The 24,293-nt window shown below is 69.6% G+C and carries 19 protein-coding genes; 11 read left to right on the top strand and 8 right to left on the bottom strand.

What is annotated here, in order from left to right; genetic code table 11:
* Positions 1-50: 50 nt before the first annotated feature.
* The 3 genes from LZ198_RS11075 to LZ198_RS43400 all read left to right on the top strand — a co-directional run bounded on the left by LZ198_RS11075 (position 51) and on the right by LZ198_RS43400 (position 6,546).
* Positions 51-2,093 (top strand): protein kinase domain-containing protein, encoded by a 2,043-nt coding sequence (locus tag LZ198_RS11075; RefSeq protein WP_253971884.1) that lies wholly within the window; start codon positions 51-53, stop codon positions 2,091-2,093.
* A 36-nt stretch (positions 2,094-2,129) separates the two neighbouring features.
* Positions 2,130-3,941 (top strand): serine/threonine protein kinase, encoded by a 1,812-nt coding sequence (locus LZ198_RS11070; RefSeq protein ID WP_253971883.1) that lies wholly within the window; start codon positions 2,130-2,132, stop codon positions 3,939-3,941.
* Positions 3,942-4,050: 109 nt separating this feature from the next.
* Positions 4,051-6,546, top strand: coding sequence for a serine/threonine-protein kinase (locus tag LZ198_RS43400; protein ID WP_407667402.1), 2,496 nt, complete (start codon positions 4,051-4,053; stop codon positions 6,544-6,546).
* A 22-nt stretch (positions 6,547-6,568) separates the two neighbouring features.
* Here LZ198_RS43400 and LZ198_RS11060 read toward each other — a convergent pair whose 3' ends face one another.
* The gene (locus tag LZ198_RS11060) at positions 6,569-7,849 is read right to left on the bottom strand and encodes a tetratricopeptide repeat protein (protein ID WP_253971882.1); all 1,281 of its coding nucleotides are present in this window, start codon (positions 7,847-7,849) and stop codon (positions 6,569-6,571) included.
* An 8-nt stretch (positions 7,850-7,857) separates the two neighbouring features.
* A complete protein-coding gene (locus LZ198_RS11055) occupies positions 7,858-9,234 on the bottom strand; it encodes a DUF4331 domain-containing protein (protein ID WP_253971881.1) in 1,377 nt (458 codons plus the stop codon).
* Positions 9,235-9,469: 235 nt separating this feature from the next.
* Here LZ198_RS11055 and LZ198_RS11050 point away from each other — a divergent pair, with 235 nt between their 5' ends.
* A complete protein-coding gene (locus tag LZ198_RS11050; protein WP_253971880.1) occupies positions 9,470-11,626 on the top strand; it encodes an alpha-amylase family glycosyl hydrolase in 2,157 nt (718 codons plus the stop codon).
* A 61-nt stretch (positions 11,627-11,687) separates the two neighbouring features.
* Here the strand turns inward: LZ198_RS11050 and LZ198_RS11045 are convergent, their stop codons facing one another.
* The gene (locus LZ198_RS11045; RefSeq protein WP_253971879.1) at positions 11,688-11,894 is read right to left on the bottom strand and encodes a hypothetical protein; all 207 of its coding nucleotides are present in this window, start codon (positions 11,892-11,894) and stop codon (positions 11,688-11,690) included.
* Between the two features lie 234 nt (positions 11,895-12,128).
* On the opposite strand from LZ198_RS11045, the gene LZ198_RS11040 reads away from it, so the two are divergent.
* Together LZ198_RS11040 and LZ198_RS11035 are read left to right on the top strand one after the other, a co-directional pair.
* Positions 12,129-12,404, top strand: a complete 276-nt coding sequence (locus tag LZ198_RS11040) for a hypothetical protein (protein WP_046713894.1) — start codon at positions 12,129-12,131, stop codon at positions 12,402-12,404.
* Between the two features lie 65 nt (positions 12,405-12,469).
* Positions 12,470-13,192, top strand: coding sequence for a PHP-associated domain-containing protein (locus LZ198_RS11035; RefSeq protein ID WP_253971878.1), 723 nt, complete (start codon positions 12,470-12,472; stop codon positions 13,190-13,192).
* Between the two features lie 6 nt (positions 13,193-13,198).
* Here the strand turns inward: LZ198_RS11035 and LZ198_RS11030 are convergent, their stop codons facing one another.
* The 3 genes from LZ198_RS11030 to LZ198_RS11020 form a co-directional block, all read right to left on the bottom strand.
* Positions 13,199-13,948: a hypothetical protein gene (locus LZ198_RS11030; protein ID WP_253971877.1), complete on the bottom strand. Its 750-nt coding sequence runs from the start codon at positions 13,946-13,948 to the stop codon at positions 13,199-13,201.
* Positions 13,949-14,264: 316 nt separating this feature from the next.
* Positions 14,265-14,606, bottom strand: coding sequence for an FmdB family zinc ribbon protein (locus tag LZ198_RS11025; protein WP_253971876.1), 342 nt, complete (start codon positions 14,604-14,606; stop codon positions 14,265-14,267).
* Positions 14,607-14,621: 15 nt separating this feature from the next.
* Positions 14,622-15,779 (bottom strand): hypothetical protein, encoded by a 1,158-nt coding sequence (locus LZ198_RS11020; protein WP_323382358.1) that lies wholly within the window; start codon positions 15,777-15,779, stop codon positions 14,622-14,624.
* A gap of 403 nt (positions 15,780-16,182) precedes the next feature.
* On the opposite strand from LZ198_RS11020, the gene LZ198_RS11015 reads away from it, so the two are divergent.
* The 4 genes from LZ198_RS11015 to LZ198_RS11000 all read left to right on the top strand — a co-directional run bounded on the left by LZ198_RS11015 (position 16,183) and on the right by LZ198_RS11000 (position 19,714).
* Positions 16,183-16,650 (top strand): Fur family transcriptional regulator, encoded by a 468-nt coding sequence (locus tag LZ198_RS11015; RefSeq protein ID WP_253971874.1) that lies wholly within the window; start codon positions 16,183-16,185, stop codon positions 16,648-16,650.
* Positions 16,647-17,168 carry a TlpA family protein disulfide reductase gene (locus tag LZ198_RS11010; protein WP_253971873.1) on the top strand — a complete coding sequence of 174 codons (522 nt, stop codon included), beginning with the start codon at positions 16,647-16,649 and terminating at the stop codon, positions 17,166-17,168. The genes LZ198_RS11015 and LZ198_RS11010 overlap by 4 nt, the downstream gene beginning before the upstream one ends.
* A 96-nt stretch (positions 17,169-17,264) precedes the next feature.
* Complete coding sequence (locus LZ198_RS11005) at positions 17,265-17,546, top strand: FtsB family cell division protein (RefSeq protein WP_253971872.1); 282 nt, start codon at positions 17,265-17,267, stop codon at positions 17,544-17,546.
* Entirely contained in the window at positions 17,543-19,714 is a 2,172-nt protein-coding gene (locus tag LZ198_RS11000; protein ID WP_253971871.1) for a sensor domain-containing diguanylate cyclase, read from the top strand. The genes LZ198_RS11005 and LZ198_RS11000 overlap by 4 nt, the downstream gene beginning before the upstream one ends.
* A 67-nt stretch (positions 19,715-19,781) precedes the next feature.
* On the opposite strand, the gene LZ198_RS10995 is transcribed toward LZ198_RS11000, so the two are convergent.
* A complete protein-coding gene (locus tag LZ198_RS10995; RefSeq protein WP_253971870.1) occupies positions 19,782-22,013 on the bottom strand; it encodes a di-heme oxidoreductase family protein in 2,232 nt (743 codons plus the stop codon).
* A gap of 229 nt (positions 22,014-22,242) precedes the next feature.
* On the opposite strand from LZ198_RS10995, the gene LZ198_RS10990 reads away from it, so the two are divergent.
* The gene (locus LZ198_RS10990; RefSeq protein WP_253971869.1) at positions 22,243-23,031 is read left to right on the top strand and encodes a class I SAM-dependent methyltransferase; all 789 of its coding nucleotides are present in this window, start codon (positions 22,243-22,245) and stop codon (positions 23,029-23,031) included.
* Between the two features lie 12 nt (positions 23,032-23,043).
* Here LZ198_RS10990 and LZ198_RS10985 read toward each other — a convergent pair whose 3' ends face one another.
* Entirely contained in the window at positions 23,044-24,282 is a 1,239-nt protein-coding gene (locus tag LZ198_RS10985; protein ID WP_253971868.1) for a glycerophosphodiester phosphodiesterase family protein, read from the bottom strand.
* Positions 24,283-24,293 lie beyond the last annotated feature (11 nt).

Here is a 24,293-nt window from a genome sequence, read left to right as displayed (position 1 = left end):
ACCCAGGAAGTTCGGACCTTCTGGATAATGCGGTAGGGTCGTGGATTGCTATGGCCTTGCAACCCGGTGACAGGTTCGGCCGATACGAGCTGGTGTCCTGGCTTGGTCGGGGGGGAATGGCGGAGACGTGGCGCGCCCGGTGGGTGGGCGACGCTGGCGTCACCAAGTCCGTCCTCATCAAGAAGGTCCTCCCCGAGTTCGCGGACGATGACGCCTTCATCTCCATGTTCATCAGCGAGGCGCGCATCTCCGCGACGCTGTCTCACGGGAACATCGCCCAGGTCTTCGATTTCGGGCGCGTGGACGGCCAGTACTACCTGGCGATGGAGCTGGTGGACGGGCAGCCGCTGCACCGGGTCTTGAAGCGGGCACAGACGACGGGGCTGACGACGCTGCCCATTCCCCTGGCGGTCTACATCGTCCTGGAGATGTGCCGGGGGCTGCACTACGCGCATGCGAAGACAGACGACAAGGGGATGCCGCTGAGCATCGTCCACCGGGACATCTCCCCGGACAACGTGCTCATCAGCTACGAGGGGCAGGTCAAGATCGTCGACTTCGGCATCGCCAAGGCACGCATGCTGCGCAGCTTCAGCACCGAGCCCGGCGTGGTGAAGGGCAAGTTCCTGTACTTCTCGCCGGAGCAGGCGCGCGGCAAGGAGGTGGATGGGCGCACGGATGTCTGGGCCACGGGGCTGGTGCTCTATGAACTCCTGTGCGGGCAACGGCCGGTGGAGGGCTCCCAGGCGGCGGTGATGATGCGCCTGGCGCATGGCGAGTTCCCGTCGCCCCGGGAGGTCCGCCGGGAGATTCCCTCGTCGCTGAATGAGATCGTGATGAGGGCCCTGTCGGTGGACCTCGCGGGGCGGTTCGAGTCGGCGAATGCCTTCGGGGATGCGCTCGCGGCGTTCCTGTATTCGTTCGCGCCCCGGTTCTCTCCGATGAACCTGGCGTACCTGGTCCGGGTGCTGTTCCGAGGGGACATGGCGGTGGATGGGCGGGAGCTGGCCGTTCCTCCGTCATTCCTCGAGGAGCTGAGTGCGTGGCGGACGGGAACAGGCGTGGTGCAGGCGCTGAAGTCTCCCGCGCCACGGAAGCTCCTTCCTTCGAACACGGAGTCTGAGACCGAAGACGGGGCACCGACGACGCCGATCCCCGTGCAGCGGGCGAAGCCCCGTGTATCGACCGCGCGCGAGTCCGCGATATCGGAAGTGGCCCTGGAGTCCGCTGAGCAGGGCGAGAGCGCCGGCGGGAAGACCCGGTGGCTCCTGGGGGCGGGCCTGGGGGGCGTGGCCTTGTTGGCCGTGGCCTTCGCGAGCTGGGGGCCGGAGCCCGAAGTGCCGCTGAACCGCTATGTCGAGAAGCCCCTCGGGGGAGCGACTGGAACCGTGGCCAAGCAGGACGTGCCGCCTCCTGTCGATCCTCGGCCACTCTCCTTGGATGAGCGGGGGGCCAAGGCAGAGGAGCGGTTGCGACAGGCCCGTGTCCAGTATGTCGAGCGTGATTATCAAGCAGCCCATGCCAGCGCGGAACGCTGCCTCGACATCGAGCCGGATAACTCCACGTGCCTGCTCCTCTCCTCGGTGAGCCTGGTCCGGATGGGACGCGCGGATGATGGCTCGGGGCGCTTCAGTCGCTTCCTGGCCGTCCCTCGCAATCCTGCACACGAGGACCTGACTGTGTTGCTGATTGACGACTATCGGCGGGCCGCCAGCGCGAAGCTCCGGAACATGAACGTCGAGACTCCGCCCGAGCGCACGGTTGGCAAGGAGTCCCCGTCGAGAGAGAGCGTCATAGGGCCGGCTACCGCCAGCAATTTGTCTCTGCCCGTCCAGGACCGGTTGAATGGGCTCAAGCTTGCGCTCCGGGAGAATCGATACGCCCATGCCGTGCAATTCGGACGGCAATGCATTGAACTCGACCCGACGGTCGCGGAGTGTCACATGTATCTGGGCTCCGCGTTGGCCAGGTCGGATCAGATCTCTCAGGCAGTGATCCACTACCAGCAATTCTTGAAGCTTGCTCCTAGTCACCCCGCCGCAGACAGGGTCAGGAAGCTCGTGGATGACTACACCAAGTTCCATACTCGATGATGTCGGACACGGGCTTGGAATGGCATTGATGGTTCGATGAGCACCCCTCCCGCCATCCCCTTCGGACGCTACGAACTGCTGGCCGAGCTCGGTCGGGGCGGCATGGCGGAGACGTGGCGTGCGCGGCTCGTGGGGGCGGCGGGGGTCACCAAGCCCGTGCTCATCAAGAAGGTCCTCCCGGAGTTCGCCAACGACGAGGCCTTCACCTCCATGTTCATCCGGGAGGCGAGCATCTCCACGACGCTCTCTCACGGGAACATCGCCCAGGTCTTCGACTTCGGCGAGCTGGATGGCCAGCACTTCCTCGCGATGGAGCTGGTCGACGGACAGCCGTTGCACCGCATCCTCAAGCGTGTGTCGAAGATGGGGTTGCGGACCCTGCCGGTCCCTCTGGCGGTCTTCATTGCCCTGGAGATGTGCCGGGGGCTGCACTACGCGCACACGCGGACGGACGAGAAGGGGATGCCGCTGGGCATCGTCCACCGGGACATCTCCCCGGACAATGTGCTCGTCAGCTACGAGGGGCAGGTCAAGATCGTCGACTTCGGGATCGCCAAGGCGCGCATGCAGCGCACCTTCGACACCGCGCCTGGCATCGTCCGTGGGAAGTACCTCTACTTCTCGCCGGAGCAGGCGCGGGGCAGGGAAGTGGATGGCCGCACGGACGTCTGGGCCACGGGGCTCGTCCTCTACGAAATGCTCTGTGGGCAGACGCCCGTCGCCGGGACCCAGGCCACGGTGATGATGCGCATGGCGCATGGTGAGTTCACCTCGCCACGCGGTATCTCCAGGGATGTTCCGGCCGAGCTCGATGCCATCGTCATGAAGGCACTCGCGGTCGACCTCCAGGACCGCTTCGAGTCGGCCCATGCGTTCGGCGACGCACTCGCCGGCTTCCTGTTCTCCGTCGACCCCCGCTTCTCGTCGATGAGCCTGGCACACCTGGTCCGCGTCCTGTTCCGCGAGGACCTCCATTCCGAGGGGCGGGAACTCACCGTCCCGCCCGACTTCACGAGCATGCTGGCCCGATGGCAGGCGCGGAAGATCGCCACCCCGCCACCCCAACCCCCACGGCGCCGCCCGCCCGCACCGCCCGCCGGGCCGTCCCCATCGCTCTTCGAGACGGCCCCCCTGCCGCCGAGGGGTGATCCCAACATGGCCCCCACGGTCATCGTCCCCGGCCTCTTCGGTCCCTCGTCCCGGACGGAGCTGCTGCCCCGCGTTGAGCGCGGGGGCCCCTGGAAGGGCATCGTCCTGGGCGGAGGGTTGTTGGTCCTCGGCGCGCTGGTCGCCATCCCCTGGTCCACCGGCGTGTTCTCCTCCGACGACGCGCCGCCTTCCTCGGAGGCGCCAGGGGGCGAGCCCCAGTGGGGCGTCGCGCCTCCCATGGCCCCATCCGAGCCCGTGCCGACCCCGGGGCAGGCCACGAAAGCACCCGTTCCCGCCCCGGGCGACAAGGGCGCTGGAGTGATGGCTCCGCGCGTCACGCCCAAGCCTGTCCCAGCGGGTTCGAAGAACCGCAGGGACAACAGGAAGGTCGCCGCCGTCCCTGGCTCGACCGAGGCCCAGCGCAAGGAAGCCGAGCGGCTGTCCCTGATGGCCCGTCGAGCCGCGCGGAAAGAGGAGTTCAAAGACGCCTTCCTGCTGGCGGAAGACTGTCTGTCCAACGTCCCCAACCATGCGGAATGCCTGCTGGTCTCCGGCGCGATGCTGAACCGTCTGGGGTCCAGCGAGGACTCCATCGAGCGCTACCGCGCCTTTGTCAGACATCACCCCGACCACGAGCGTGCGCCCAGGGTGAAGCAGATACTCGAGGAATACGACCGGGCTGCCCCCCGGTCCCGCTGAGTCGGGCGCAAGGCTCCGTGCGACCGTGTTACATTGGCCACCAATGGCCAATGAGCAGCATGAACAGTTCGGACGGTACAGGCTCGTGTCCCGTATCGGCCGGGGGGGAATGGCGGAGACGTGGCGGGCCCAGCTCAAGGGCGCCGCGGGCGTCACCAAGCCGGTGCTCATCAAGAAGGTCCTGCCGGAGTACGCCAACGACGAGGCCTTCACCTCGATGTTCATCAGCGAGGCGCGTATCTCCGCCACGCTCTCCCACGGCTCCATCGCGCAGGTCTTCGATTTCGGAGAGGTGGACGGCGAGTACTTCCTCGCCATGGAGTTCGTGGACGGGCAGCCGCTCCACCGGGTGATGAAGCGCGTCCTGCGCTCGGGCTTCACCAGCCTGCCGGTCCCCATCGCCACATACATCGCCTTGGAGATGTGCCGGGGGCTGCACTACGCGCACACACGGGTGGATGAGAGCGGGCAGCCGCTGGGGATCGTCCATCGGGACATCTCCCCGGACAACGTGCTCCTCAGCTACGAGGGGCAGGTCAAGATCGTCGACTTCGGCATCGCGAAGGCCCGCTCGCTGCGCAGCTTCGACACCGCCCCGGGCGTGGTGAAGGGCAAATACCTCTTCTTCTCTCCGGAGCAGGCCCGGGGCGAGGAGGTGGATGCCCGCACGGATGTCTGGGCGGCGGCGGTGGTGCTCTTCGAGATGGTCTGTGGCCGGTTGCCATTGGAGGGCCCCGAGTACGTGGTGATGCACAAGCTGCACAGCCGCGCCCCCATGCCTCGGGCCCGCGACCTCAAGCCCGACCTCCCCACCAAGCTGGACGCCATCCTCCAGAAGGCGCTCGCGGTGGACAAGAAGGACCGCTTCGAGTCCGCCCACGCCTTCGGCGACGCGCTCGCGGGGTTCCTGTTCAAGGCCGCGCCACGGTTCTCCTCGATGTCCGTGGCGCACCTGCTCAATGAGTTGTTCCGCGAGGACCTGCGGGCGCTGGGCAAGGAGACGAAGGTCCCGAACTCCTTCGTCGAGGAGCTGTCCGTCTGGCGCGCCACCGCGAACCTGCCCAAGCCCACGGACATCGAGGTGCCCCAGCTCAGCGAGGAGCCTCGGACGCGCAAGGAGGAGACCGCGCGCTCGGCGGAGGCGGAGGCCGCGGAGCTCGAGGAAGAGGAGGGGGGCGGCAACTCCCCGGATCGGGGCAGCTTCCTCGAGCGAGGCGGGCTCCGCGTCTCCTCACATCACCTGGTGGTCGTCGGGGCGTTGGTGGTGGTGGGCGGGCTGCTCTGGTCGTCCTTCAGCAAGCTCAAGCCGGATTGGGTCCCTCCGGAACAAGAGGCCAAGGACAGGGCTCGCAACCTCCCGCCCAAGGCGGTTCCCGGCGAACCTCCTGGCTCCACGGCTCGGAAGGTGGAGGCGTCGTCGCCCGGCACGCCGAAGTCATCCGCGGCGCTCCCGGGAATCTCCACGCCCGTCGAGCTGCCGGTGGAGTTCGTCCAACTCGAGGCGCGACGCGATGTCTTCCGGGTGTCGTCGGGCTATTCCGCCCAGGTGCGGCTGGACGCCCAGGCGAGCTATCGCATCCAGGAGACGACGGTGCTGCACGCGGCGGAGCGGGCCAAACCCTTTCCTCAGCTCTTCTATCTCTTCACGGGAGACTTCTCCGCGGATGTCGCGCTTGGGGTGGTCACCCGGAATCGCTCCGAGTCCTTCCAGGGTGCATCGACGGTGTTCTTCTTCACGGTCGGGGCTCCCTCGACCCACGAGAACCTCCCCCAGCGCGGCGTGACACTGACGAACATGGTCACGAACAAGAGTCAGCTCGTCCCCGTCCATCCCGAGCAGATGGCGACGGACGTGGACCGGGCTCTCCTCATCAAGGGAATGGATGCCTCGGAGACCTACTTCCTGTCCGTGGAGCCCGTGGGGGATGGCGCCTTCACGCGAGGTCGCGCCCGGGGCCCCGTGAACACGGTGGCGTGCGTCCAGGAGGTGCCCGTCAATCGCGACGGCATCTCCGTGAGGCCCGGGACGGCGCAGCGCTTCCTCGTGTCTCGGGGACAAGGCCCCGTCAAGGTCACCAACATCCAGGCGCTGCGCTGTGGCTTCGTCGACGACGAGGTGTCGGACAACGAGGGCGCCGTGCGGCTGCGCATCGAGTCGGCCCGTGCTCTCGCGGAGCGGAGTCTCGCGGCTGGAAAGTCCTCGACGCCACAGGCAGAGGAGGGGGCGCGTACGCCCTCGAGGAAGACGCCACCTCCCGAGCCTGTCCCGGAGGCGCCTCCGAAGCCGGCCCAGCCTGGCGACGACAAGTACGCGGAGGCCCGGAGCGCCTACGCCGCGGGCAAGTATTCGCTCGCGCGAAGTCGTGCCCGGGAGTGTCTCGCCGTGGCGAGCGAGCATGACGAGTGCCTGTTGGTGGCGGGGGACGCGTCGGCCAAGCTCAACCTGGTGAAGGAGGCCGCCTTCTATTACGGGCTCTTCCTCCAAACGGCGCCCAAGGGCCACCCCGAAGGGAGTCGGGTGCTTCGGATGCTGGAGAAGTACGAGGCCGATCTGCAGAGCGGTGGAGGGGAGGCCCCCGAGCACAGTGGGGGGTCTCCCCCGTGAGCCACCGCGTGCTCGGGGGGGCCTAGCGCAGCCGCTCGCTGGTGTGGGGTTTCGGGTCCAGCGACCCGAGCACGTCGCGGGCGTGCCGCGCTTGTCTCGGAGGCAGGCGCGGAATGCCCTGGAGCGCGGCGGTGAGGTGTCGCCGCGCGGCGGGGACATCCCCGCTGGCCGCGTCCACGAGGCCCGCGACGTAGTCGAGCCGCGTGCTGCGGGTGCCCAGGCGGGTGGCGTTGCGTGCCATGACTCGGGCCTCGTTCAACTTGCCGACGGCGAGGAGCGCCTGGGCCAGGATGCCCTGGGTGAAGACGTCCTGGCGGCGTTCATGCTCCTCGCGCGCGAGACGCTCCGCGCGCGGCGCGTCCCGCCCCAGGTCCAGCAGGAGGCGGGCCTGCTCCCGCGCATCCTCGCGTGCGGCGCTCTCGAGGGCCCGGGTGTATTCCGCCTGCGCCTGGGCCGCCAACCCCTGGGCCTCGAGTGTCTCCGCGAGCAGGGCGTGGTAGCCGGCCAGCGGGCGCGCGGCCACGGCGGCCCGGAACTCCTCCGCCGCGGCGGCATCGTCGCCCCGCGCGCGCAGCACGTGTCCCCGGCCGACATGGGCGCGGTCCAGGCCCGGGCGGCGGGACAGGGCGACGGAGAAGTAGTCGAACGCGATGTCGGGGGAGCCCTGGGCGAGGAACGCGTCGCCCAGCTCACACAGGGCCCGGGCCACCATGTCGTCGTCCATGGCGTCCGCGGACGACGCCGCGAGCTTGAGGACGGAGATGGCGCCCTCCACGTCTCCCTCCATCAGCCGCAGATAGCCCACGCGCGTATAGGTGGCGTGCGAGGGCTTCAGGTCCATCATCCGCGTGTAGGCCGCCGCCGCCTCGTCGTAGCTCCCGAGCTCCAGCCACGCATCGCCGAGCAGCCCCTGGAAGAAGGCGTCATGCGGGTACTGTCGCGTCAGCTCGAGCGCCGCGTCCCGCAGCGCCTGGAACTGGTGCCCCTGGTGGAGCACGAGCAGCTCCACCTTCAGCGCGTCCACCTGCTCGGGGTCCGCCAGCAGGGCCCGGCGTGCGGCGAGCCGGGCGCGCTCGACGTACCGGGCCTCGCCGGTGCGATGGGCCTCGCGCATCCAGGCCTGGGCGAGCCGGGCCTGGGCGGCGGGGTCGTCTTCCCGGGAGGCCCTCGCCATCTGGACGAGGGCCTCGGGGCCGTCGAGGGGGGCCGGCTCGTGCGCGGACAGGGTCAGCCAGCGCACGAGCCCTCCCGCGGCGACCGCCGCCACGGCGACACCCACGGCCAGGATTCGCGGAGCGGCCATGGGGAGCCTCAGGGCGTGGGGTCGCCGGAGTGGGGCGGAGCCAGGTAGGGGAAGACGGTGAGGAAGGGCACGTCGTTGGCGGCGACGCCGTCGCTGAGGTTGGCGGCCGCGGCGGCGAAGGTGCCGCCGTCGGGCAGCGTGGCCGGACCTCCGTCCGCGAAGGTGGTGAAGAACGCGCCGCCCGCGGCCTGGAGCGCGATGTCCGTCACGTCGTCGGTGAGCTGCCGCCCGTTGGGGAAGGCGGTGGCCTTGCTGGTATCGATGTGGAGCATCTCACCCGTGGACGCGCCGTTGGTGTTGCGCGTGAAGATGTTGACGAGGTCCGTCCGGGGCGGGGGCGGGGCGAGCGGGATGAAGCCCTTGGCCTGGAGCAGTTGCGGCAGCTCCGGGTTGGTGACGATGGCGACGATGGCCGGCGTCTTCAGGTCGTTCTGGGGCTTGGACGCGTTGAAGAAGTCCTTGAACTTCGTCGGGACGATGACCTCGTTGATGAGGGGGTTGCCCAGGCGCGACACCTGGACCCACGCCCCCGAGGCGTCCACGTTCCCGTCCGCGCGGCGGGTGGTCACCTTGGGCCGGCTCGAGGTGGTCCAGATGCCCAGGTGCGGCGAGTTGAACTCGGTGAGCGGCACCTCGATGACGAGCGACAGGATGTTGAGGCCCGCCAGGTCGTCCCGGTTCGGCTGTCCGTTGTAGTTGAGGAAGTCGAACGTCTTCGAGAGGTTGACGAAGAAGGGGTCGTCCCGGGGGCCGACGAAGACCTTGTAGGCGGAGGCCGAGCCCGAGCCGTTCTGGATGGCGCTCTGGGTGATGGGGTCCAGCGCGGTGGTCCCGTCGGTCTGGGGATAGGCCGGCGTCGTCAGTCGCCCGACGTTGTTGGGGGCCACCGGGGCGTCACGCACGATGACCTGCTGCTGCCCGCCACCACCGGAGACGCGCGTGAGCGTGTACGTCTGGGAGCGGAGGATCTCCGGCGAGGTGGCGCTCTTGACGCCCGCGAACGCGTAGAGGAACGAGTCCTTGTAGGCGTTGTACCCGGCGGTGTTGCTCACGGTGGGCAGCGCGCTCTGCCGCAGTTGGGTGCGGAAGCGGAACTGGTAGCGGATGTCCGGCGCGCCGTCGCCCGTCTGATCGATCTGGATCTCGTAGAGGACGTTGTCGTCGAACAGGTAGTAGTTCGGCCCGCCGTACGGAATCCCGATGGGGTAGTAGTTGGCGACCAGCACCAGGTTGCCGCCCTGCTTCCAGGCATACATGTCGGTGCCGTCGGCCGCGGGGTCGTTGCTGATGAGGGGGGCCTCGCGGTGGCTGGATGCGCCAGCACCGCCGGCCAACAGGGACAGACAGACCGCGAGAAGACGCCGCGCCAGGCGGGACGTACCCATGGAACCTCCTTGGACAGATGGGGGACAACGGGGCGGGACGTGGGACCCAGTCGTGCGGGCGGTTCGCCGGGGATCCCTACCTAATGCATCGGGCTTTCCGGGGGACATGCCCCCCGGTACGAGCCCGCCAGGGGATGTTGGCCAGTGTCCAGAGCCTCCCGGAACGCGTCGAGTCACCGCCACCCCTCCCGGGGGCTTGGAAAAGCCCGGGCGCCTCCCGTAGAAAGGCAACCGCATGGCGCACATCCGCATCTCTCGAACCGTCGCGCTCTCCGCGCTGCTGCTGGCCTCCGCCTGTGGAGACTCCGAGGACACCATCGCCGTCCGGACCTGCGAGGTGGCGCTGACGTACGCGCCCCAGCAGTCGCTGGTCGCTCCGGTCTACGTGACTGGCGAGTGGAATGGCTTCGCCTCCGAAAGGCTGAAGATGGAGGACCGGGGCGACGGCGTGTTCACCCTGCGCCTCGAGGGGCTGGAGCCGCGCGACTACGGCTACCGCTTCGTGGTGGGGAAGGAGGAGATGCTGGATCCGCAGAACCCGTACTCCCGCTGGGTGCGCGCGGAGGAGTACTCGCGGCTGACGGTGCCGGACTGCCGCCAGCCCCTGCTGGCGCTGCGCGCCTTCTCCGTGACGCCCGAGGGCAGGCTGGACGTCGCGGTCGACTACGTCGACGGCGTCGACGAGGAGGGGCCGGACCAGGGCAAGGTGTCCCTGACGCTGGATGGCGAGCCCCGGCCGGACGCGTTCGACGCCAGCTCCGGGCGCCTCCAGCTCCGCGTGGAGGGCCTGGCGCTGGGCAAGCACCACGTGAAGGTGGTGGCCATGGACGCGGCCGGGCGCGCCGCGGAGCCCCTCTACCTGCCGTTCTGGGTGGAGGCCGAGCCCTTCCGGTGGGAGGCGGGCCTCATGTACTTCGCCTTCACGGACCGCTTCCGCAACGCCCGCGCGGACAATGACGGCCCGGTGGCGGACGTGGACCCCATCGCCAACTACATGGGCGGCGACTTCGCCGGCATCACGGAGAAGATCGAGGACGGCTACTTCGACGCCCTGGGCGTCAAGACGCTGTGGATCTCCCCCGTGGACCAGAACCCGGAGGGGCGCTTCGTCGGCACGGGCGGCAAGTACTACGCCGGCTACCACGGCTACTGGCCGTCGAAGCCCCGCGAGACGCAGCACCGGTTCGGTTCGATCGACGAGCTGCGCGCCCTCACCCATGCGGCCCATCAGCACGGCATCCGCGTCATCGCCGACCTGGTGCTCAACCACGTCCACCAGGAGCACCCGTACTGGGTCAACCACCGCGAGGACGGCTGGTTCAACACCGCGGCGAGCTGCGTGTGCGGCACCGCGGATTGCGACTGGGAGGTGAAGCGCCTCACCTGCAAGTTCACGGACTACCTGCCGGACTACGACTGGCGCTCGTCCGGGATGGTCGACCAGTTCATCGCGGACACGCTCTGGTGGCTGGAGGCCGCGGACTTCGACGGCTTCCGCATGGACGCGGTGAAGCACATGGAGCAGGTGGCGGGCCGCACGCTGCGCGGGCGCCTGCGCGACATCACCGCGATGACGGGCACGCAGTTCTACCTGGTGGGTGAGACGTTCGTGGGGACGGACGGACGTTCGCAGATCGCCCGCTACATCGGGCCCCGCGAGCTGGACGGCCAGTTCGACTTCCCGCTGTACTGGCCGGTGCGCGAGGCGTTCGCGGACGGCCAGGGGCTGGAGCGCGTGGACCAGGCGGTGCGGGAGAACGAGGTGTTCTACGCGCCGGGCACGCTCAACTCGCCGTTCCTCGGCAACCACGACGTGGCGCGCTTCATGTCCCAGGCGTCCGGACAGTTGCAGGGCGAGGGGAGCGATCCGTTCGGCGCTGGACGTCCCCCGTCGACGGTGACGGACGCGGCGGCCTTCGAGAAGGCGAAGTACGCCTTCACCTTCCTCCTCACCCAGCCGGGTGTGCCGCTGGTCTACTACGGGGACGAGGTGGGGCTGCCGGGTGCGGGCGATCCGGACAACCGCCGGCTGATGCGGTTCGGGGGCGAGCTGACGGACCTGGAGCGCCAGCTCCTGGCGCACGTGCAGACCCTGGGGCGGACGCGGCTGGCGCACCCCGCACTGCAATCAGGGGCGCGTCACACGCTGCGCATCGAGAAGGACCTGTACATCTTCCAGCGCTCACTGCCGGACGGGCAGGGCGCCATCGTGGCCATCAACCGTGGCGACGTGGAGCGCCCGCTGGTGGTGGAGCTGCTGGGGGGCCTGGCGGCCAGCACCGCGACGTACGAGGACGTCTTCAGTGAGCGGACGCTCCAGCTCGCCGGGACGGAGACGGTGATGGTCGTCGCTCCCCGCAGCGTCGCTGTCTACGTGCCCCGCACGGAGTAGCCACCCAGGGGATGGTGGAAGGGGAGGGGCCGCCCCCTTCTTCTTCCGCTGCCCCGGAGGGCTACGGCTGCTGCGGCTGCTGCGCCTTCCCGTGCCGGTAGAAGAGCACGAGCGTGTAGCAGTGGAATTCGTTGTCGGACGACTGGCAGATCACGCGATCGACGATCTCCAGATCCGCGTTGCTCTTCATCCAACGGGTGACGTTCTCACCCAACTCCTCGCGCTCCTTCGCCTTGGTGGCGGAGAAGACCTTCACGCCCGTGAACATCGCCTGCCACTCCTTGTGCGGTCCCGACACAGGACAAGGGGGTGTTATCGCACGGGGTGATCAGAGGTGTCAAAAACACGGCTTCCCGTGGGGTAGGGCGTTGATGGCCTCATGACGGGGGTTTGCACTGGCGGCGGCGTGCCTAGATTGGTCGGGTCGCACCTGAAACTGGGGGCGCTCGCGGCAGGGGCCACGAGTGGCGGCGTGTGCTGGGGAAGGGGAAGGGGGAGGCTCGTGGACGTGAAGACCAAGAAGGACCTCGCGGTCGATTTCATCAACACCATCCGGACGATGGAGCCCACCGCGCTCAACGCGCTCATCGTCAAGGAGGCGGGGGAGGAGCTGGCGCAGTTCTTCTTGAACTACAGCGCCAACCTCATCTCGAAGGATCCCTCCCGGGTGCTGGAGAACACGTCCTCGCTGATGCTGATGGGCTACCTCATCCGCACCTACGAGGAGAAGAACACGCAGGCCAAGCAGGGGACCTTCCAGTCCTACGCGTTCGCTTGAGCGACGGGAGCGGGGGCATCGCGGGCTCGACAGCTCCTGGGGGAGCCTGTTAGGGAGCGACGCCCATGCTCATCGACCTGCACGCCCATTCCCACCTCTCCAAGGGGTGCGAGCTGGACCCTCGCGCCGTCCTGGAGCGGGCCGCGCTGTTCGGCCTGGACGGAGTGGCCTTCACCGAGACGAACACCCAGGACGGGTGCGACGAGCTGTTCGAGATCGGCGCGAAGGCGAAGCTCAAGGTCTTCGTCGGGCTGGAGCTGGTGACGGACCGGGGCCAGTACCTGTGCTTCTTCCCGAAGCCGGAGCTGGCCCCGGAGCCCGTGCAGATGTGGGGCAGCAACCGCGAGAAGCCCTGGAGCGCCGCGGAGTGTCTGCCCAAGGTGAAGGCGCTGGGCGCCGCCATCGTCGCGGCCCGGCCCTTCGACCGGGACTTCCCCAACCCCGCCATGGACTATGTCCGCTCGCTCAACGTGCTGAGCGCGGTGGAGGGCTACAACGCCCGCGTGAAGCAGACCGCCAACGACCTGGCCGTGGAGGCCGCGGAGGCGCTGAAGCTGCCGTGCACCGGGGGCAGCGACGCGCGCGGTTCGCTGGACGAGGTGGGCCGGGGCGCCACGTTCTTCAAGCGCCCGGTGGAGACGCAGGCGCAGTTGGTGGCGGAGCTGCTCAAGGGGGAGTTCTGGCCGGTGATGGCCGGCGAGCTGCCCCGGCTGACGCGCCCGGGCGAGGCCCAGGCGGCGCGCAAGCAGGGCGGGGGCGGCGGCAAGCGTCGCCGCCGCCAGCGGTAGCCCCCGCTACGGCAGCACGGACGCGCCGGCCTCCTCCGCGCGCGCCAGCCGCCCGTCGGTGAGGAACGCCTTGCGGCGGCCACCCGGGTACGTCCACTCCTCGTTCTTGGCGGTGCCCTCCAGCGAGCGGCGCACCACCTCCGGGGGCCCCCACGCCATGCGCACCGCGTCCGCGGGCATGTTGTTCACCAGCTTCTTCGCGAGGACGGCGTCGCGCACGGGCGCGGCCAGCGCGTCGAGCTGCGCCCTCAGGCTCTGGGGGGACAGGTACTTCTCCAGCTCCGCGCGGAAGTTGTCCGGCTGATCCAGGTTGGGCGGCAGCACCAGGATGAGGGGCGGGCCGTCCGGCGCGTCCTCGCGGGCCAGGTACACCCAGGGCCAGGTGCGCGGCGTGTAGAGCACGCGCTCGGCCACCACCCACGCGGTGGGGAACTCCACCTTGGTGATGCGCAGCTTCGTGCCCGCGGGCAGCGTGGTCTCCACCTCGCCGGGGTTGATGGGCTTGCCGCCGCTGTCGTCGAGCAGGCGCAGGTCCTCCGGCGCGTAGGGCGTGAGCAGGCGCTTGGAGCGATCCCCGAAGAAGGGCGTGATGTTGGCGGAGACGCGCAGGTACTGCTCGGCGTCCGGCCCGGTCAGCGTCCGCTGGAGCGACGCGCGGGACTCCGGCGCCATCTGGGTGTAGTTGGCGCAGCCGGCGGCGAGCGCGGCCAGCAGCACGAAGGTCAGGCAGAAGAGGGGGCGTGGGGCGAGCGTCATGGCACCTCCCGCGACAGTGCGCGCGGTCGGGCCTGCTTAGCTCAGCGGGAGGCCTGCGTCAGCGGGGAGGGTGTGGCCACCGACTCGCGCTTGCCACCCTGGCAGCCGCGCTGGGGAGGACAGACGGGGCCGCGCCCGTGGGGGTCCGGCACGAGCAGGAACCGTCCCTGGCCGCGCGCGTCCGTCAGCTCCGGATGACCGCACAGGGCGCAGTGGCGGGGAGGTCGCTTGGAGGGCGGGAAGGGCACGGGAGTCGAGTGTGCGTCGCTCCCGGACCCCGCGCGAATTTTCGGCGCCCTCCGCGCCTGACTACATCCTACGACTTGTCGCCGGACGCGCTGGACGTCGACGAGGTGCTGCTCGAGGACGACGTGCTGGCCGGCGTGCTGCTCGACGAGGACGAAGAGGCGGAGGTGCTCGAGGAGCTGCTGCTGGAGCTCGAGCTGGACGACGAGGAGCCGCCGTCCTTCTTCGTGGAGCTGTACAGGTCGGAGTACCAGCCGCCGCCCTTGAGGACGAAGCTGGAGCGGCTGACGACCTTGGTCAGCGTGCCCTCTGCGCCGCAGGCGGTGCAGGCGGCGGGGGTGGGGTCGGAGATCTTCTGGAGGACGTCGATCGTCTTTCCACAGCTCTGGCAGGCGTACTCGTAGATGGGCATGGTTGCGGTGCCTCTTCAGGGTGTTGATGACGGGACGGAGTCGCGGAGCTGCTTGCGCAGGCTCTCGGCCAGCCCCAGGCGCTCGATGGCGCGGAAGACCAGCTCGCTGGGGGCGCCGTGCTTGCGGCCCACCGCGTCGGCCAGGCCGTGCACGTCGGTGGCGCCGGGCAGCTCGTCGCGCAGCAGGCGCTCGAGCTCCTTGCGCAGGCCATCCGCGAACTTCCGCTGGATGCCCAGATCCGCCAGGTACTTGTCGCGCCCCAGCAGATCCAGCCGGTGCGTCAGGTGCGGCGTGGCCAGGGCCTCGCGACGGAACCGCTCGCGCAGGGCCTCCACTTCCACGGTGATCCCCACCGCGGAGACGAGCCGCTGCAGCTCCGGCGGGCTCACGCCCAGGGCCCAGGCCACCCGGCCGGTCGCGCCGCGCTGGGAGGAGTAGGCGTCGATGACCTGGAGCTTCTCCTTCTCCGTGAGCGCGTCGAGCAGGCCGTGGTCGCGCAGCACCGTCTCCAGGTCGACCAGGGACAGGTCGCCGCGCGAGCCGTTGAAGCGGTGGGACAGGTTTCGCAGCAGGGCGAAGCGGTGCTCGGAGCCGGCCAGCGTGGCCTCCAGCGTCTCCTTGCCGCTCGGGCGCGTCAGCTCCACGAACGGGGTGCGCGGGGCCTCCACGCGGGTGAAGCGGCCCCGGGGGCGGGGCAGATCGCGACGCAGGAACTGGCTGGGCTCGTCGCCCTCGGGGGGGGCCGTGGTCTCTTCGTCCACTGCCTGACGCTTCTTGGGCGCGATGCGCTCCATGACGGAGGCCTCGTCCTTGTCCGCCTTCTTCCCGGCCTTGGCGGCGGGCTTCGAGGCGGCGGGCGCCGCGAAGGTGGGGATGGACGGGTCCGGGGCCGGAGCGGGCGGCGGCGTCTTCAGCTCGCGCACGTGGGCCAGCTCGCGCACCACGTCATAGTAGCCGCAGGCCTGCCGCTGGGCGGCGAGCGCGGGGGCCGTCCCCTGGAGGATGTCCACCACCGCGAAGGGCCCCAGGGGGGAGGTCTCCGGCTCCGCGTCGGTCAGCGCGCGCACCCGGAAGTCCTCGGCCTCGGCCACCAGGGCCAGGGCCTCGCGAACCTCCGGTGCGGGCGCCGGCGCCTTGGCGCGCCGGCAGTAGTCCGAGACGGCAACCGCCACGGGAGTTGGAACGTCGTCGGGCTGTCGTCTTCTCTGCCAGGAGCTGGTCATGGAAAGTTGCCGAAAAATGCTCGTTTACGAGGGCGGATGCCTCTATCTTCGCGGCCAGACAGGTGTCAATGAGCCAGTCCGCCCCCAATCTAAACAGCCAGCGGCGGTTGCAAGTCGAGAAGCGAGGCGGGCGGGGGAGGGTCCCCCCGCTGGAGCAGGCTGCCGGACGTTGCGGGCCGGGACCGTCGGGGGTATCAGAGACCCCGCGTCCGGGGTCCAACAGTCGTCGCTGAGACTTTACTTCGAGGATGACGGGCGCCAGGGGGGCGGCAGGGAGCGCGCGCGTCCGGGTCGCGGGTTACAAACAGGAGCGGCGGGCCAGGGCAGGTCGGCCCCCTACCGAGGGATTTCCATGCAGGGCCACGAAGAATCCAAGGACGAGGTGCTCGCGCGTTACATGGCCCAACACGGGCTGAAGAGCACGCGCCAGCGCAGTCTCATCATCGATACGTTCTTCTCCGTGGGCGGCCACCTGTCGGTGGAGGAGCTGTGGAACAAGGTGCGCGAGCAGGACGCGAAGGTGTCCGTCGCCACGGTGTACCGCACCATGAAGCTCCTCAACGAGTGTGGCCTGGCGCACGCGCGCAACTTCGGGGACGGCCAGACGCGCTACGAGGCGGCGGCCGGCCGCGAGCACCACGACCACCTCATCTGCACCCGGTGCGGCACCATCGTCGAGTTCGAGAACGACCGCATCGAGGCCATGCAGGACGCGGTGGCGCGCAAGCACGGCTTCACGGTGACGTCCCACAAGATGGAGCTGTACGGCTTGTGTCGGGAATGTCAGCGCGGAGATCACCGGCCTCCCCCCGAAGCATGAGCGCCGCGGCCCGACGCCTGGTCCGCGGGGCCGTCCTGCTGCTCCTGGTGGCCGCCGGCTGCCGCGGCACGCGGCCGGTGGACCTGGGGCCGGCCTTCCTCCAGTCCCTGGCCCTGCCGTCCGTGGGGCCGACGCCACACGACGTCCGGGCGCTGTCCGGCAAGGTGGTGCTCGTCTCCTTCTTCGCGACGTGGTGCTTCCCGTGCCTGGCGGAGATGCCGACGCTGGAGGCCCTCCAGAAGGAGTACGGCGCGCGCGGGTTCCAGGTGGTGTCGGTGGGGATGGACCTGGAGGGCGCGAAGGTGCTGGCCCCGTTCGCGGCGCACTACGCCCCCAACTATCCCATGCTGGTGGCGAACGACTGGGTCCGCGACGGGCGCAGCGCGTTCGGCCACATCAAGGCGCTGCCCACCACCGTCCTGTTGGACCGCCACGGCCGCGCGGTGGCGGGGTGGCAGGGCGTGGAGGGGCACGACGACGTGGCGAAGGCCATCGAGAAGCTGCTCGGCCAGGACTGAGTCGGTCCGGCGCGCCTCGCGTGCGGCGAGGTGTGCTACAGGTCTGGAGCGGATTTCTTGCGGCGTCGAGGGTCGCTGGTACCGTCGGCGGCGTTCATGACGGCGAGGCGAAAGCTCCTGATGGTGTCGGTGGGTGTGGCGGGGGCCTTGAGCCTGCTGTCGGTGGCGGACGCCAAGGGCTTCCGCCGGTATCTCGCGTTGCGGCAGGACGTGGATGCGCTCCAGGTGCGCAACCAGTCGCTGGCCCAGCAGAACGAAGCGCTGCGCCAGGAGATCAACGCCCTGCGCAAGGACCCGGCGGCCTTGGAGCGGGCCGTCCGGGAGGAGCTCGGCTACGTGAAGCCGGGTGAGCTCGTCTTCCATCTGGAGTCTCCATGACGTCGCTGACCTCGATTCCGTCGCCCGGAAGGTTGCTGCGTCACGCCCTGAGGCTCATCCCGCCGGCGGCCGCGCTGGCCACGTTCATCCACCTGGCGCGGGGCGGCTTCCGCGGCCTGCACACGCTCGGGTGGACGGAGGCCTCGCTCGTCCTGCTCCTGCTGGTGGGTATCGCCGTGGCGGGGTGGCGCCGGGCCATGCGCGGCTCGGTGGGCGCGGTCATCGACCTGCGCGACGACCTGGAGCTGGGGGGCGGCCTCATCGCCGCGTCCTTCATCGTCGTGGCCATCGGCGGGGGGGAGCTGTTCCCCATCGTCTACCTGCTGATGGCGTTCCTCGTCGCCTTCCTGCCGCGCAACGCGGGCCTGACGCTGCTGGGCGTGGCGCTGGTGTTCGACGCGCTGGTGACGCTGGGCGGTCCGGTGCCGAACGCGGCGAGCTTCGCCACGCACTCGACCTTCCTCGTGCTGTTCGCGGGGGCGTACCACCTGGTGCTGGCCTCGCGCATCGCGGTGGCCCGCCGCGCGGAGAACGACGCGGTGCAGAAGCGCATCCGCGAGGTGGAGGAGCGCGCGCGCACCTTCCGCCTGGTGAGCTCCGGCACGCAGGACAGCTTCAGCGGGATGAGCTCGGACGAGAAGTGGCTGGTGGCGTCGGTGAAGGAGATCGAGGGCGCGGTGCAGGCGGCCCTGGAGATCGCCGAGACGGGGCTGCGCACGCACACCTGCGCGGCCTTCCTGCTCGCCTCCGACGACCGCAGCCTCAAGCTCTACGACTGCCGCTCCACCTCCGACCGCGTCCAGCGGGATCGCTTCGGGGCAGGGGAGGGCATCATCGGCGGGGTGCTCAAGCGCCGCGCGCCGGTGCGGATGAACTCGGTCCAGGGCCTCAAGGGCGTCACCTACTACGAGAGCGGCGGCCCCACGGTGCAGGCGCTCCTGGCGGTGCCCATCCTCGAGGGCAGCGGCCTGGTGCGCGGCGTGCTCGTGGCGGACAAGGTGGCGAACGAGCCGTTCAGCGACCAGGACGAGAAGCTGCTGACGACCATCGCGGGCGAGGTGCTGCGCTCCATCGAGGTCGAGCGGGTGATGAACTACATCCGCAAGACGCGCGACGAGAAGGACCGGTTCTTCCGCGCCATCGAGGAGCTCAACCGCGCGGGCAGCCCGGAGCAGGTGTTCGTGGCGGTGCTGGAGAGCACGCGCCAGCTCGCGGGCCTGGACTTCTGCGCGGTGACGCTGGTGTCCGAGGTGGACGGCAAGCGCATGCACCGCGTGGTGCGGATGACGGGCGTGACGGCGCAGGGCAAGGCGCTGGAGGGTCGCTCGTTCCCGGACAACAACGGGCTGGTCGCCAACGTGGTGCGCTACGGCGCGCCGCTGCCGGGGCGTGACCTGAAGGCGATGGACCGGCAGATCATCTTCGACGACGAGACGCAGATCCGCGGGCTCGGCGCGCTGAAGATCTTCCCGCTGGTCGCGGGCGACCGCATCCTGGGCACGCTGGTGGCGGGGTCGCGCAAGAAGGCGAACTTCGAGCAGGACGTGCTGCGGATGATCGAGGTCATCGCCATCCAGGCCGCCCAGGCGGTGCTGCGCGCGCAGCTCTACGAGCAGATGGAGCGGATGGCGACCACGGACGGACTCACCGGCCTGTTCAACCACCGCACCTTCCAGGCCAGGGCGGACGAGATCCTCGCCCAGGCGCGGCGCTACCAGCGCAAGTGCTCCGTGGTCCTCACGGACGTGGACCACTTCAAGAGCGTCAACGACACCTATGGTCACCCCACGGGCGACCAGGTGCTCAAGGGCGTGGCGCGCATCATCAAGTCGCTGGCCCGAGACACGGACGTGGTGGCGCGCTACGGCGGCGAGGAGTTCGTCATCATCATGCCGGAGACGGACGCCAAGGGCGCCTTCACCATCTCCGAGCGCATCCGCGAGGCCGTGAAGGCGGAGACCTTCCAGACGGAGATGGGGCCGCTGAAGATCACCATGTCGCTGGGCATCGCCACCTTCCCGGACAACGGGATGGAGAAGCAGCAGCTCATCGACCTGGCCGACCAGTGCCTCTACCACTCCAAGCGCAACGGCCGGAACCAGTCCGTCACCGTGGCCATCATGCAGGGCGGCCGCAAGCTCCAGGCGGTCGACGCGTCCGCCTCCTGAGCCCCGAGCCCGGGGAGCCCTCGTGGTGGCTCCCCGAGCGGGGTGACTCAGTCCTTCGGGTCCTCGCTCACAGCGTCTGGAGGAAGCGCAGCAGCGCGGCGCGATCCGCGGCGCTCATGGCCGCGAACGCGTTGCGCGCGGCCTGCCCCTCACCGCCGTGCCAGAGGATGGCCTCGGTGAGGCTGCGGGCGCGGCCGTCGTGCAGGTACGCCTCGCCGCCGCTGACCCCCGCCGTCAGGCCGATGCCCCACAGCGGCGGGGTACGCCACTCGGCCCCGACCGCGTTGCCATCCGGGAGGTTGTCCGCGAGGCCCGTGCCCATGTCGTGCAGCAGCAGGTCGGTGTACGGGTGGATGACCTGTCCGCGCAGCTCCGCGTTCGGGTGGAAGGCGCTCGTCGTCATCGTGGCGGCGTGGCACTTCGCGCAGCCGGCGCTCTGGAACAGCGTCTCGCCGCGCAGCGCCTGCGTGTCACGCAGGTCCCGCCGGGCGGGGATGCCGAGGAGGGCGATGTAGCGCACCATCTTGTCCAGCTCCGTGGCGCCCAGCTCCTGGCTGGACCCCGCGCACCCCTGCTGGGACGGGCCGCAGTCCAGCGTGGGGAACACCGCCGTGGTGACGCCGATGTCCCGGTTGAGCGCCTCGGCCACCTGGTGCTTCAGGCGCGCGATGCCGGCCTTCCAGCCGAAGCGGCCCAGGCGCGTCTGGCCCGTCTCCGGATCGATGACCGCGTTCATGCGACCGGAGATGCCGTCGCCGTTGGCGTCATTGGGGTCCGCGAGGGCCGCCACCGCCGTCTCGGGGATGGCCTCCAGCAGGCCCAGGCCGACGAGCTGCGGGGAGATGCGCGCGGAGTGGTTCGTGGGGATGACGTTGAGGAACTGGAAGTTGGGCCGGCGCAGCTCGTAGGCCGTGCCGTCCGCGAAGGTGCCCGTGCTCGTCGTCCAGCTGGCGATCCGCACGTCCGCCTCGGGCGTGCCGCTGGTGCTGCGCGGCTGGAGGCGGAAGCCCAGGAACGGGTCGGCCGTCACCGCCGTGCCGTTCACCCGGCCCACCTTCACCACGTAGTTGCCCAGGGTGGTGTTCACCGCGGGGGGCAGCCCGCGGCCGTTCTGCACGTGGCAGGAGATGCAGGAGCGCGAGATGTAGTTCGGCCCCAGCTTGTTCGCGTGCTGGGTGAAGACCGGGTTGCCCGGCTCCGAGTGGCTGCCGTCACCGAAGTCCGTGTGGTGCAGCCGGCGGCCCTCGACGAACGGCTGCGCGTTGACGGGGGCGATGTTGAGCGCCATCTGCAGGAAGCGGTTCCGAGGCTCGTTGGAGTAGGGGTAGTTGAGCGTGGTGCGGCCGCCCGTCCATCCCGCCTCGGGCAGGGGGAAGGAGTCCAGCAGCGCGCCCTGGCCCTCGAACGGGACGATGCCCGGCGAGCCTACGATGTAGAGCAGCGCCCGGCCGTAGTAGTTGAAGCGCCCCTCCACCGGCTGCTTGAGGAACACGCCGGCTTCGATCTCCATCCGGTCTCCCACGCGGATGGCCCGGCCCTCCTTGGCGTTGTAGTTGACGCTCGCCGTGTAGAGGTAGTCGTTCACCCGCTCGAACGTGCCGTTGTGGAAGTACTCGGCCACGGTGTTGATGCCGCGGAAGAAGGCGCGGAAGTTGGTGCCGTCGTGCGGGTACACCGTGTTGAGGTTGACGCGGATGGTGGTGCCGCCCTTGGCCACCTCGTCGATGATCTCCAACCAGAAGGTGCGGTTCTCGAAGTAGCGCGCCAGGTAGTGGTCGTAGGCCTGGAACTGGGACTCGCGCGCGTGACGGTCGCGGACCCGGTCACCCACGCGGGTGACGATGGCCGTGCCGATGTCCTGCGTCGTCGCGGGCTCCAGCGCCGTGCCGCTGTTGAAGAGGGGGACGATGTTGCCCACGTCGGGCGGCGGCCCCGAATCCGGCGTTCCCGAGTCGGGCGTGCCTGAGTCCGGCGTGCCCGCGTCGGGAGGCGGCGTGCCGGAGTGCGTGTAGCGTTGCCAGGGCGTGTCGTAGGCGCAGTTACAGGCCACGTCCCAGTAGGTGAACGAGTAGTCCACGAAGTTGCCCGCGGCGAGCCCCGTGACGGCGTACTCGTTGCGGCCGTTCGTGACGACCATGCGGACGTTGAGCTGCTGTCCGTCGTTCACCTTGTAGTGGATGTCGGCCCACGACGTCGTATCGATGAAGAAGATGGCGGACGAGCCAGACGGTTGGGCGCCATAGGTGGCGGCCGACGCGCTGCTGCTCGCGAGGCCCGCCAACAGCAATGCCACTGCCATTCCTGCTGCTCTGTTGCGCATGCGTTTTCTCCAGGGGGACCCTCCGCATGGTGGCTCCGGCTTTCTCCACCATCCGAAGGAAGTAGAGGTTTAGGCCGCGCAGCTAAGAATTCCTATGAAGTTCGGAAATTTTGGCTACTACGGTTGATTTTCAGACATTCGAGATACTTCGGGCTTGTGTGTTGATGCGTTGCGTAACGCATGCGCTCGGGCAGGATGCGCGGCTCCCATGGCTCCCGTGCCCCTGGCGGTGACGACCAGCACGAAGGTGGATGAACTCCAGACGCGAGAGGCGCGCGCGGTCGCCGAGCGCTGGGGGCTGCCGTACTTCCCCCGGCGGGCGAAGGAGTCGGTCGCGCCCTGGCTGGGAACGCGCGTCGAGGCGCTCCTCGTGGTGGGGGGAGACGGTGTGACATTGTGGGAGCCTGGAGGCTCATTCGGGTTTCACGCGGGCATGGCGCACCTGCGTCGCATGCGCCTGCGGGAAGGGGAGCCGGACACCTTTGTTCGGGTCGCGGAGCTTCGTCCCGGCGACGCGGTGCTCGACTGCACCCTGGGGTTGGGGCAGGACGCGCTGGTGGCGTCGCTCGCGGTGGGGCCCTCGGGGCGCGTGGTGGGGGTGGAGCGGAGCCTGCCCCTGTGCGCCGTCGCCGGCGAGGGGCTTCGTCGCTACGAGCGCGGGCCGGACTCGTGCGCCGTCGAGGTGGTGCACGCGGACGCGCGGGAGTACCTCAGGGCGTTGCCGTCCGCGTCCTTCGACGTGGTGTTCTTCGATCCGATGTTCGCGAAGCCGCGCAAGGCCCAGCCGGCCTTCGAGGTGTTGCGCCGCTTCGCCGAGCACGCCCCGTTGACACCCGAGACGCTCGCCGAGGGCCGGCGCGTGGCGCGTCGCTGGGTGGTGGTGAAGGGCGCCAAGTACACGGACGACCTGCGCAAGCTGGGGCTCACCGAGGAGCCGCTGTCGCGCTTCGCGGATGTCGTCTGGGGCCGGGTGGCCCCGCTGCCCGTGGCGCCGTGAGCCCTGCCGCCCTCAATCCCGCCCCATGCAACTGGCGTAGTAGCTGACCGTCCCCGGCCAGTCGCTGAAGACGCCGAGCACGCCCACGTCCCGGGCGAGCACGTCCAGCGCCACCAGCATGTCCCCGTCGCGCTTCAGCGCCGGGGCGATGGACTGGAAGTAGTAGCCGCCGTCGGGGCGCAGCGGGCCCTCGCGCTCGAAGGACCAGGTGATGAGGTCCAGGCCCGCGGCGCGGGCCTCGCGCGCATAGGCGGAGGGGATGATGCGGCCCTGGGTATCCAACGTGAGGAGCACGTAGATGGGCGGCGCGAGGATGCGCACGCCCGACTCCGCGAGCGCCGCCATGCTCGGCTCCCACGTGGACGGATCGTTGGGGTCGAAGCGCGAGCCGGGCAGGTCGTCCCGCTCGTCCAGGAAGACGGCCTGACGGCCGAAGTCCGGCGCGCGCTTCAGCCAGTACTTCACGTCCTCCAGTTGGAACGACTGGGGCCACACGTCCTCGGGGGGGACGCCGGCCCGGGTGTACTCGTCGATGAGCTGCTGGGCGTACGCGGCCTGCGTGTAGTCGCCCTCGTAGGGCATGGGCACGCTGGGGGCCTTCAGCTCCGGCGTGAACTTCGTCCCCAGTCGCCGGAAGAGGGTGATGCTCTCCTGGTGGGAGAGGAGGGTGCCGCAGGTCGAGTAGAGGTCGGTGCGGAAGTCCGGCGTGCCCCGCAGGTACCGCGCCACGGTGGTGGCCGTGGGGTCCACGCCGTCCATCTTCCCGCACAACTGCTTGAACTCGGCGAGCGTCACGTCGCTGGTGCAGCAGCGCGCCGACGCGGGCCGCCCCGTCGCCGGGTCCGCCGGCTCGAAGGGCTTCGTGCACTTCGCCGCCAGCGCGGGAATCTCGAGGATGTTGGTGGTCGCGTGCAGGTCGCATTGGGAATGGCGACACACGAGCTGGCGGTCCTTCGTGAACGTGACGTCGCACTCCAACACGCCCGCGCCCATGCGCGCGGCGGCCTCGTAGGACTCCTGGGTGTGCTCGGGGAACTGGAGCGGCGCGCCCCGGTGGCCGATGGAGAAGGTCGTCCGCCGGAAGGGGCCCTCCGCGCAGCCCTGGAGCTTGCGCTTCAGCGGCCCGGCCTCCAACTGGTCCACGAGGAAGGAGGGGCGGGGACCGACCTGGATGCCCTGCGTGACACCGCCCGACGAGGTACACGCCGACAACACCACCGCGCCGAGCATCCACCACGTCCTGGCATCCATGTGCGGCCCCC

Source organism: Myxococcus dinghuensis (assembly GCF_024198235.1).
Classification (GTDB): Bacteria; Myxococcota; Myxococcia; order Myxococcales; family Myxococcaceae; genus Myxococcus; species Myxococcus dinghuensis.
Note: the sequence above shows the minus strand (reverse complement) of the source record. Positions and strands in the feature narration are given on the sequence as shown.

Bases quoted from the DNA above. Each gene is read 5' to 3' on its own strand.
- LZ198_RS11070 (WP_253971883.1), top strand. From the start codon at position 2,130: ATGAGCACCCCTCCCGCCATCCCCTTCGGACGCTACGAACTGCTGGCC.
- LZ198_RS10990 (WP_253971869.1), top strand. From the start codon at position 22,243: ATGGCTCCCGTGCCCCTGGCGGTGACGACCAGCACGAAGGTGGATGAA.
- LZ198_RS11055 (WP_253971881.1), bottom strand. From the start codon at position 9,234: ATGGGTACGTCCCGCCTGGCGCGGCGTCTTCTCGCGGTCTGTCTGTCC.
- LZ198_RS11005 (WP_253971872.1), top strand. From the start codon at position 17,265: ATGACGGCGAGGCGAAAGCTCCTGATGGTGTCGGTGGGTGTGGCGGGG.
- LZ198_RS11025 (WP_253971876.1), bottom strand. From the start codon at position 14,606: ATGCCCATCTACGAGTACGCCTGCCAGAGCTGTGGAAAGACGATCGAC.
- LZ198_RS10985 (WP_253971868.1), bottom strand. From the start codon at position 24,282: ATGGATGCCAGGACGTGGTGGATGCTCGGCGCGGTGGTGTTGTCGGCG.
- LZ198_RS11045 (WP_253971879.1), bottom strand. From the start codon at position 11,894: ATGTTCACGGGCGTGAAGGTCTTCTCCGCCACCAAGGCGAAGGAGCGC.
- LZ198_RS43400 (WP_407667402.1), top strand. From the start codon at position 4,051: ATGGCGGAGACGTGGCGGGCCCAGCTCAAGGGCGCCGCGGGCGTCACC.
- LZ198_RS11000 (WP_253971871.1), top strand. From the start codon at position 17,543: ATGACGTCGCTGACCTCGATTCCGTCGCCCGGAAGGTTGCTGCGTCAC.
- LZ198_RS11075 (WP_253971884.1), top strand. From the start codon at position 51: ATGGCCTTGCAACCCGGTGACAGGTTCGGCCGATACGAGCTGGTGTCC.
- LZ198_RS10995 (WP_253971870.1), bottom strand. From the start codon at position 22,013: ATGGCAGTGGCATTGCTGTTGGCGGGCCTCGCGAGCAGCAGCGCGTCG.
- LZ198_RS11030 (WP_253971877.1), bottom strand. From the start codon at position 13,948: ATGACGCTCGCCCCACGCCCCCTCTTCTGCCTGACCTTCGTGCTGCTG.
- LZ198_RS11060 (WP_253971882.1), bottom strand. From the start codon at position 7,849: ATGGCCGCTCCGCGAATCCTGGCCGTGGGTGTCGCCGTGGCGGCGGTC.
- LZ198_RS11010 (WP_253971873.1), top strand. From the start codon at position 16,647: ATGAGCGCCGCGGCCCGACGCCTGGTCCGCGGGGCCGTCCTGCTGCTC.
- LZ198_RS11015 (WP_253971874.1), top strand. From the start codon at position 16,183: ATGCAGGGCCACGAAGAATCCAAGGACGAGGTGCTCGCGCGTTACATG.
- LZ198_RS11035 (WP_253971878.1), top strand. From the start codon at position 12,470: ATGCTCATCGACCTGCACGCCCATTCCCACCTCTCCAAGGGGTGCGAG.
- LZ198_RS11050 (WP_253971880.1), top strand. From the start codon at position 9,470: ATGGCGCACATCCGCATCTCTCGAACCGTCGCGCTCTCCGCGCTGCTG.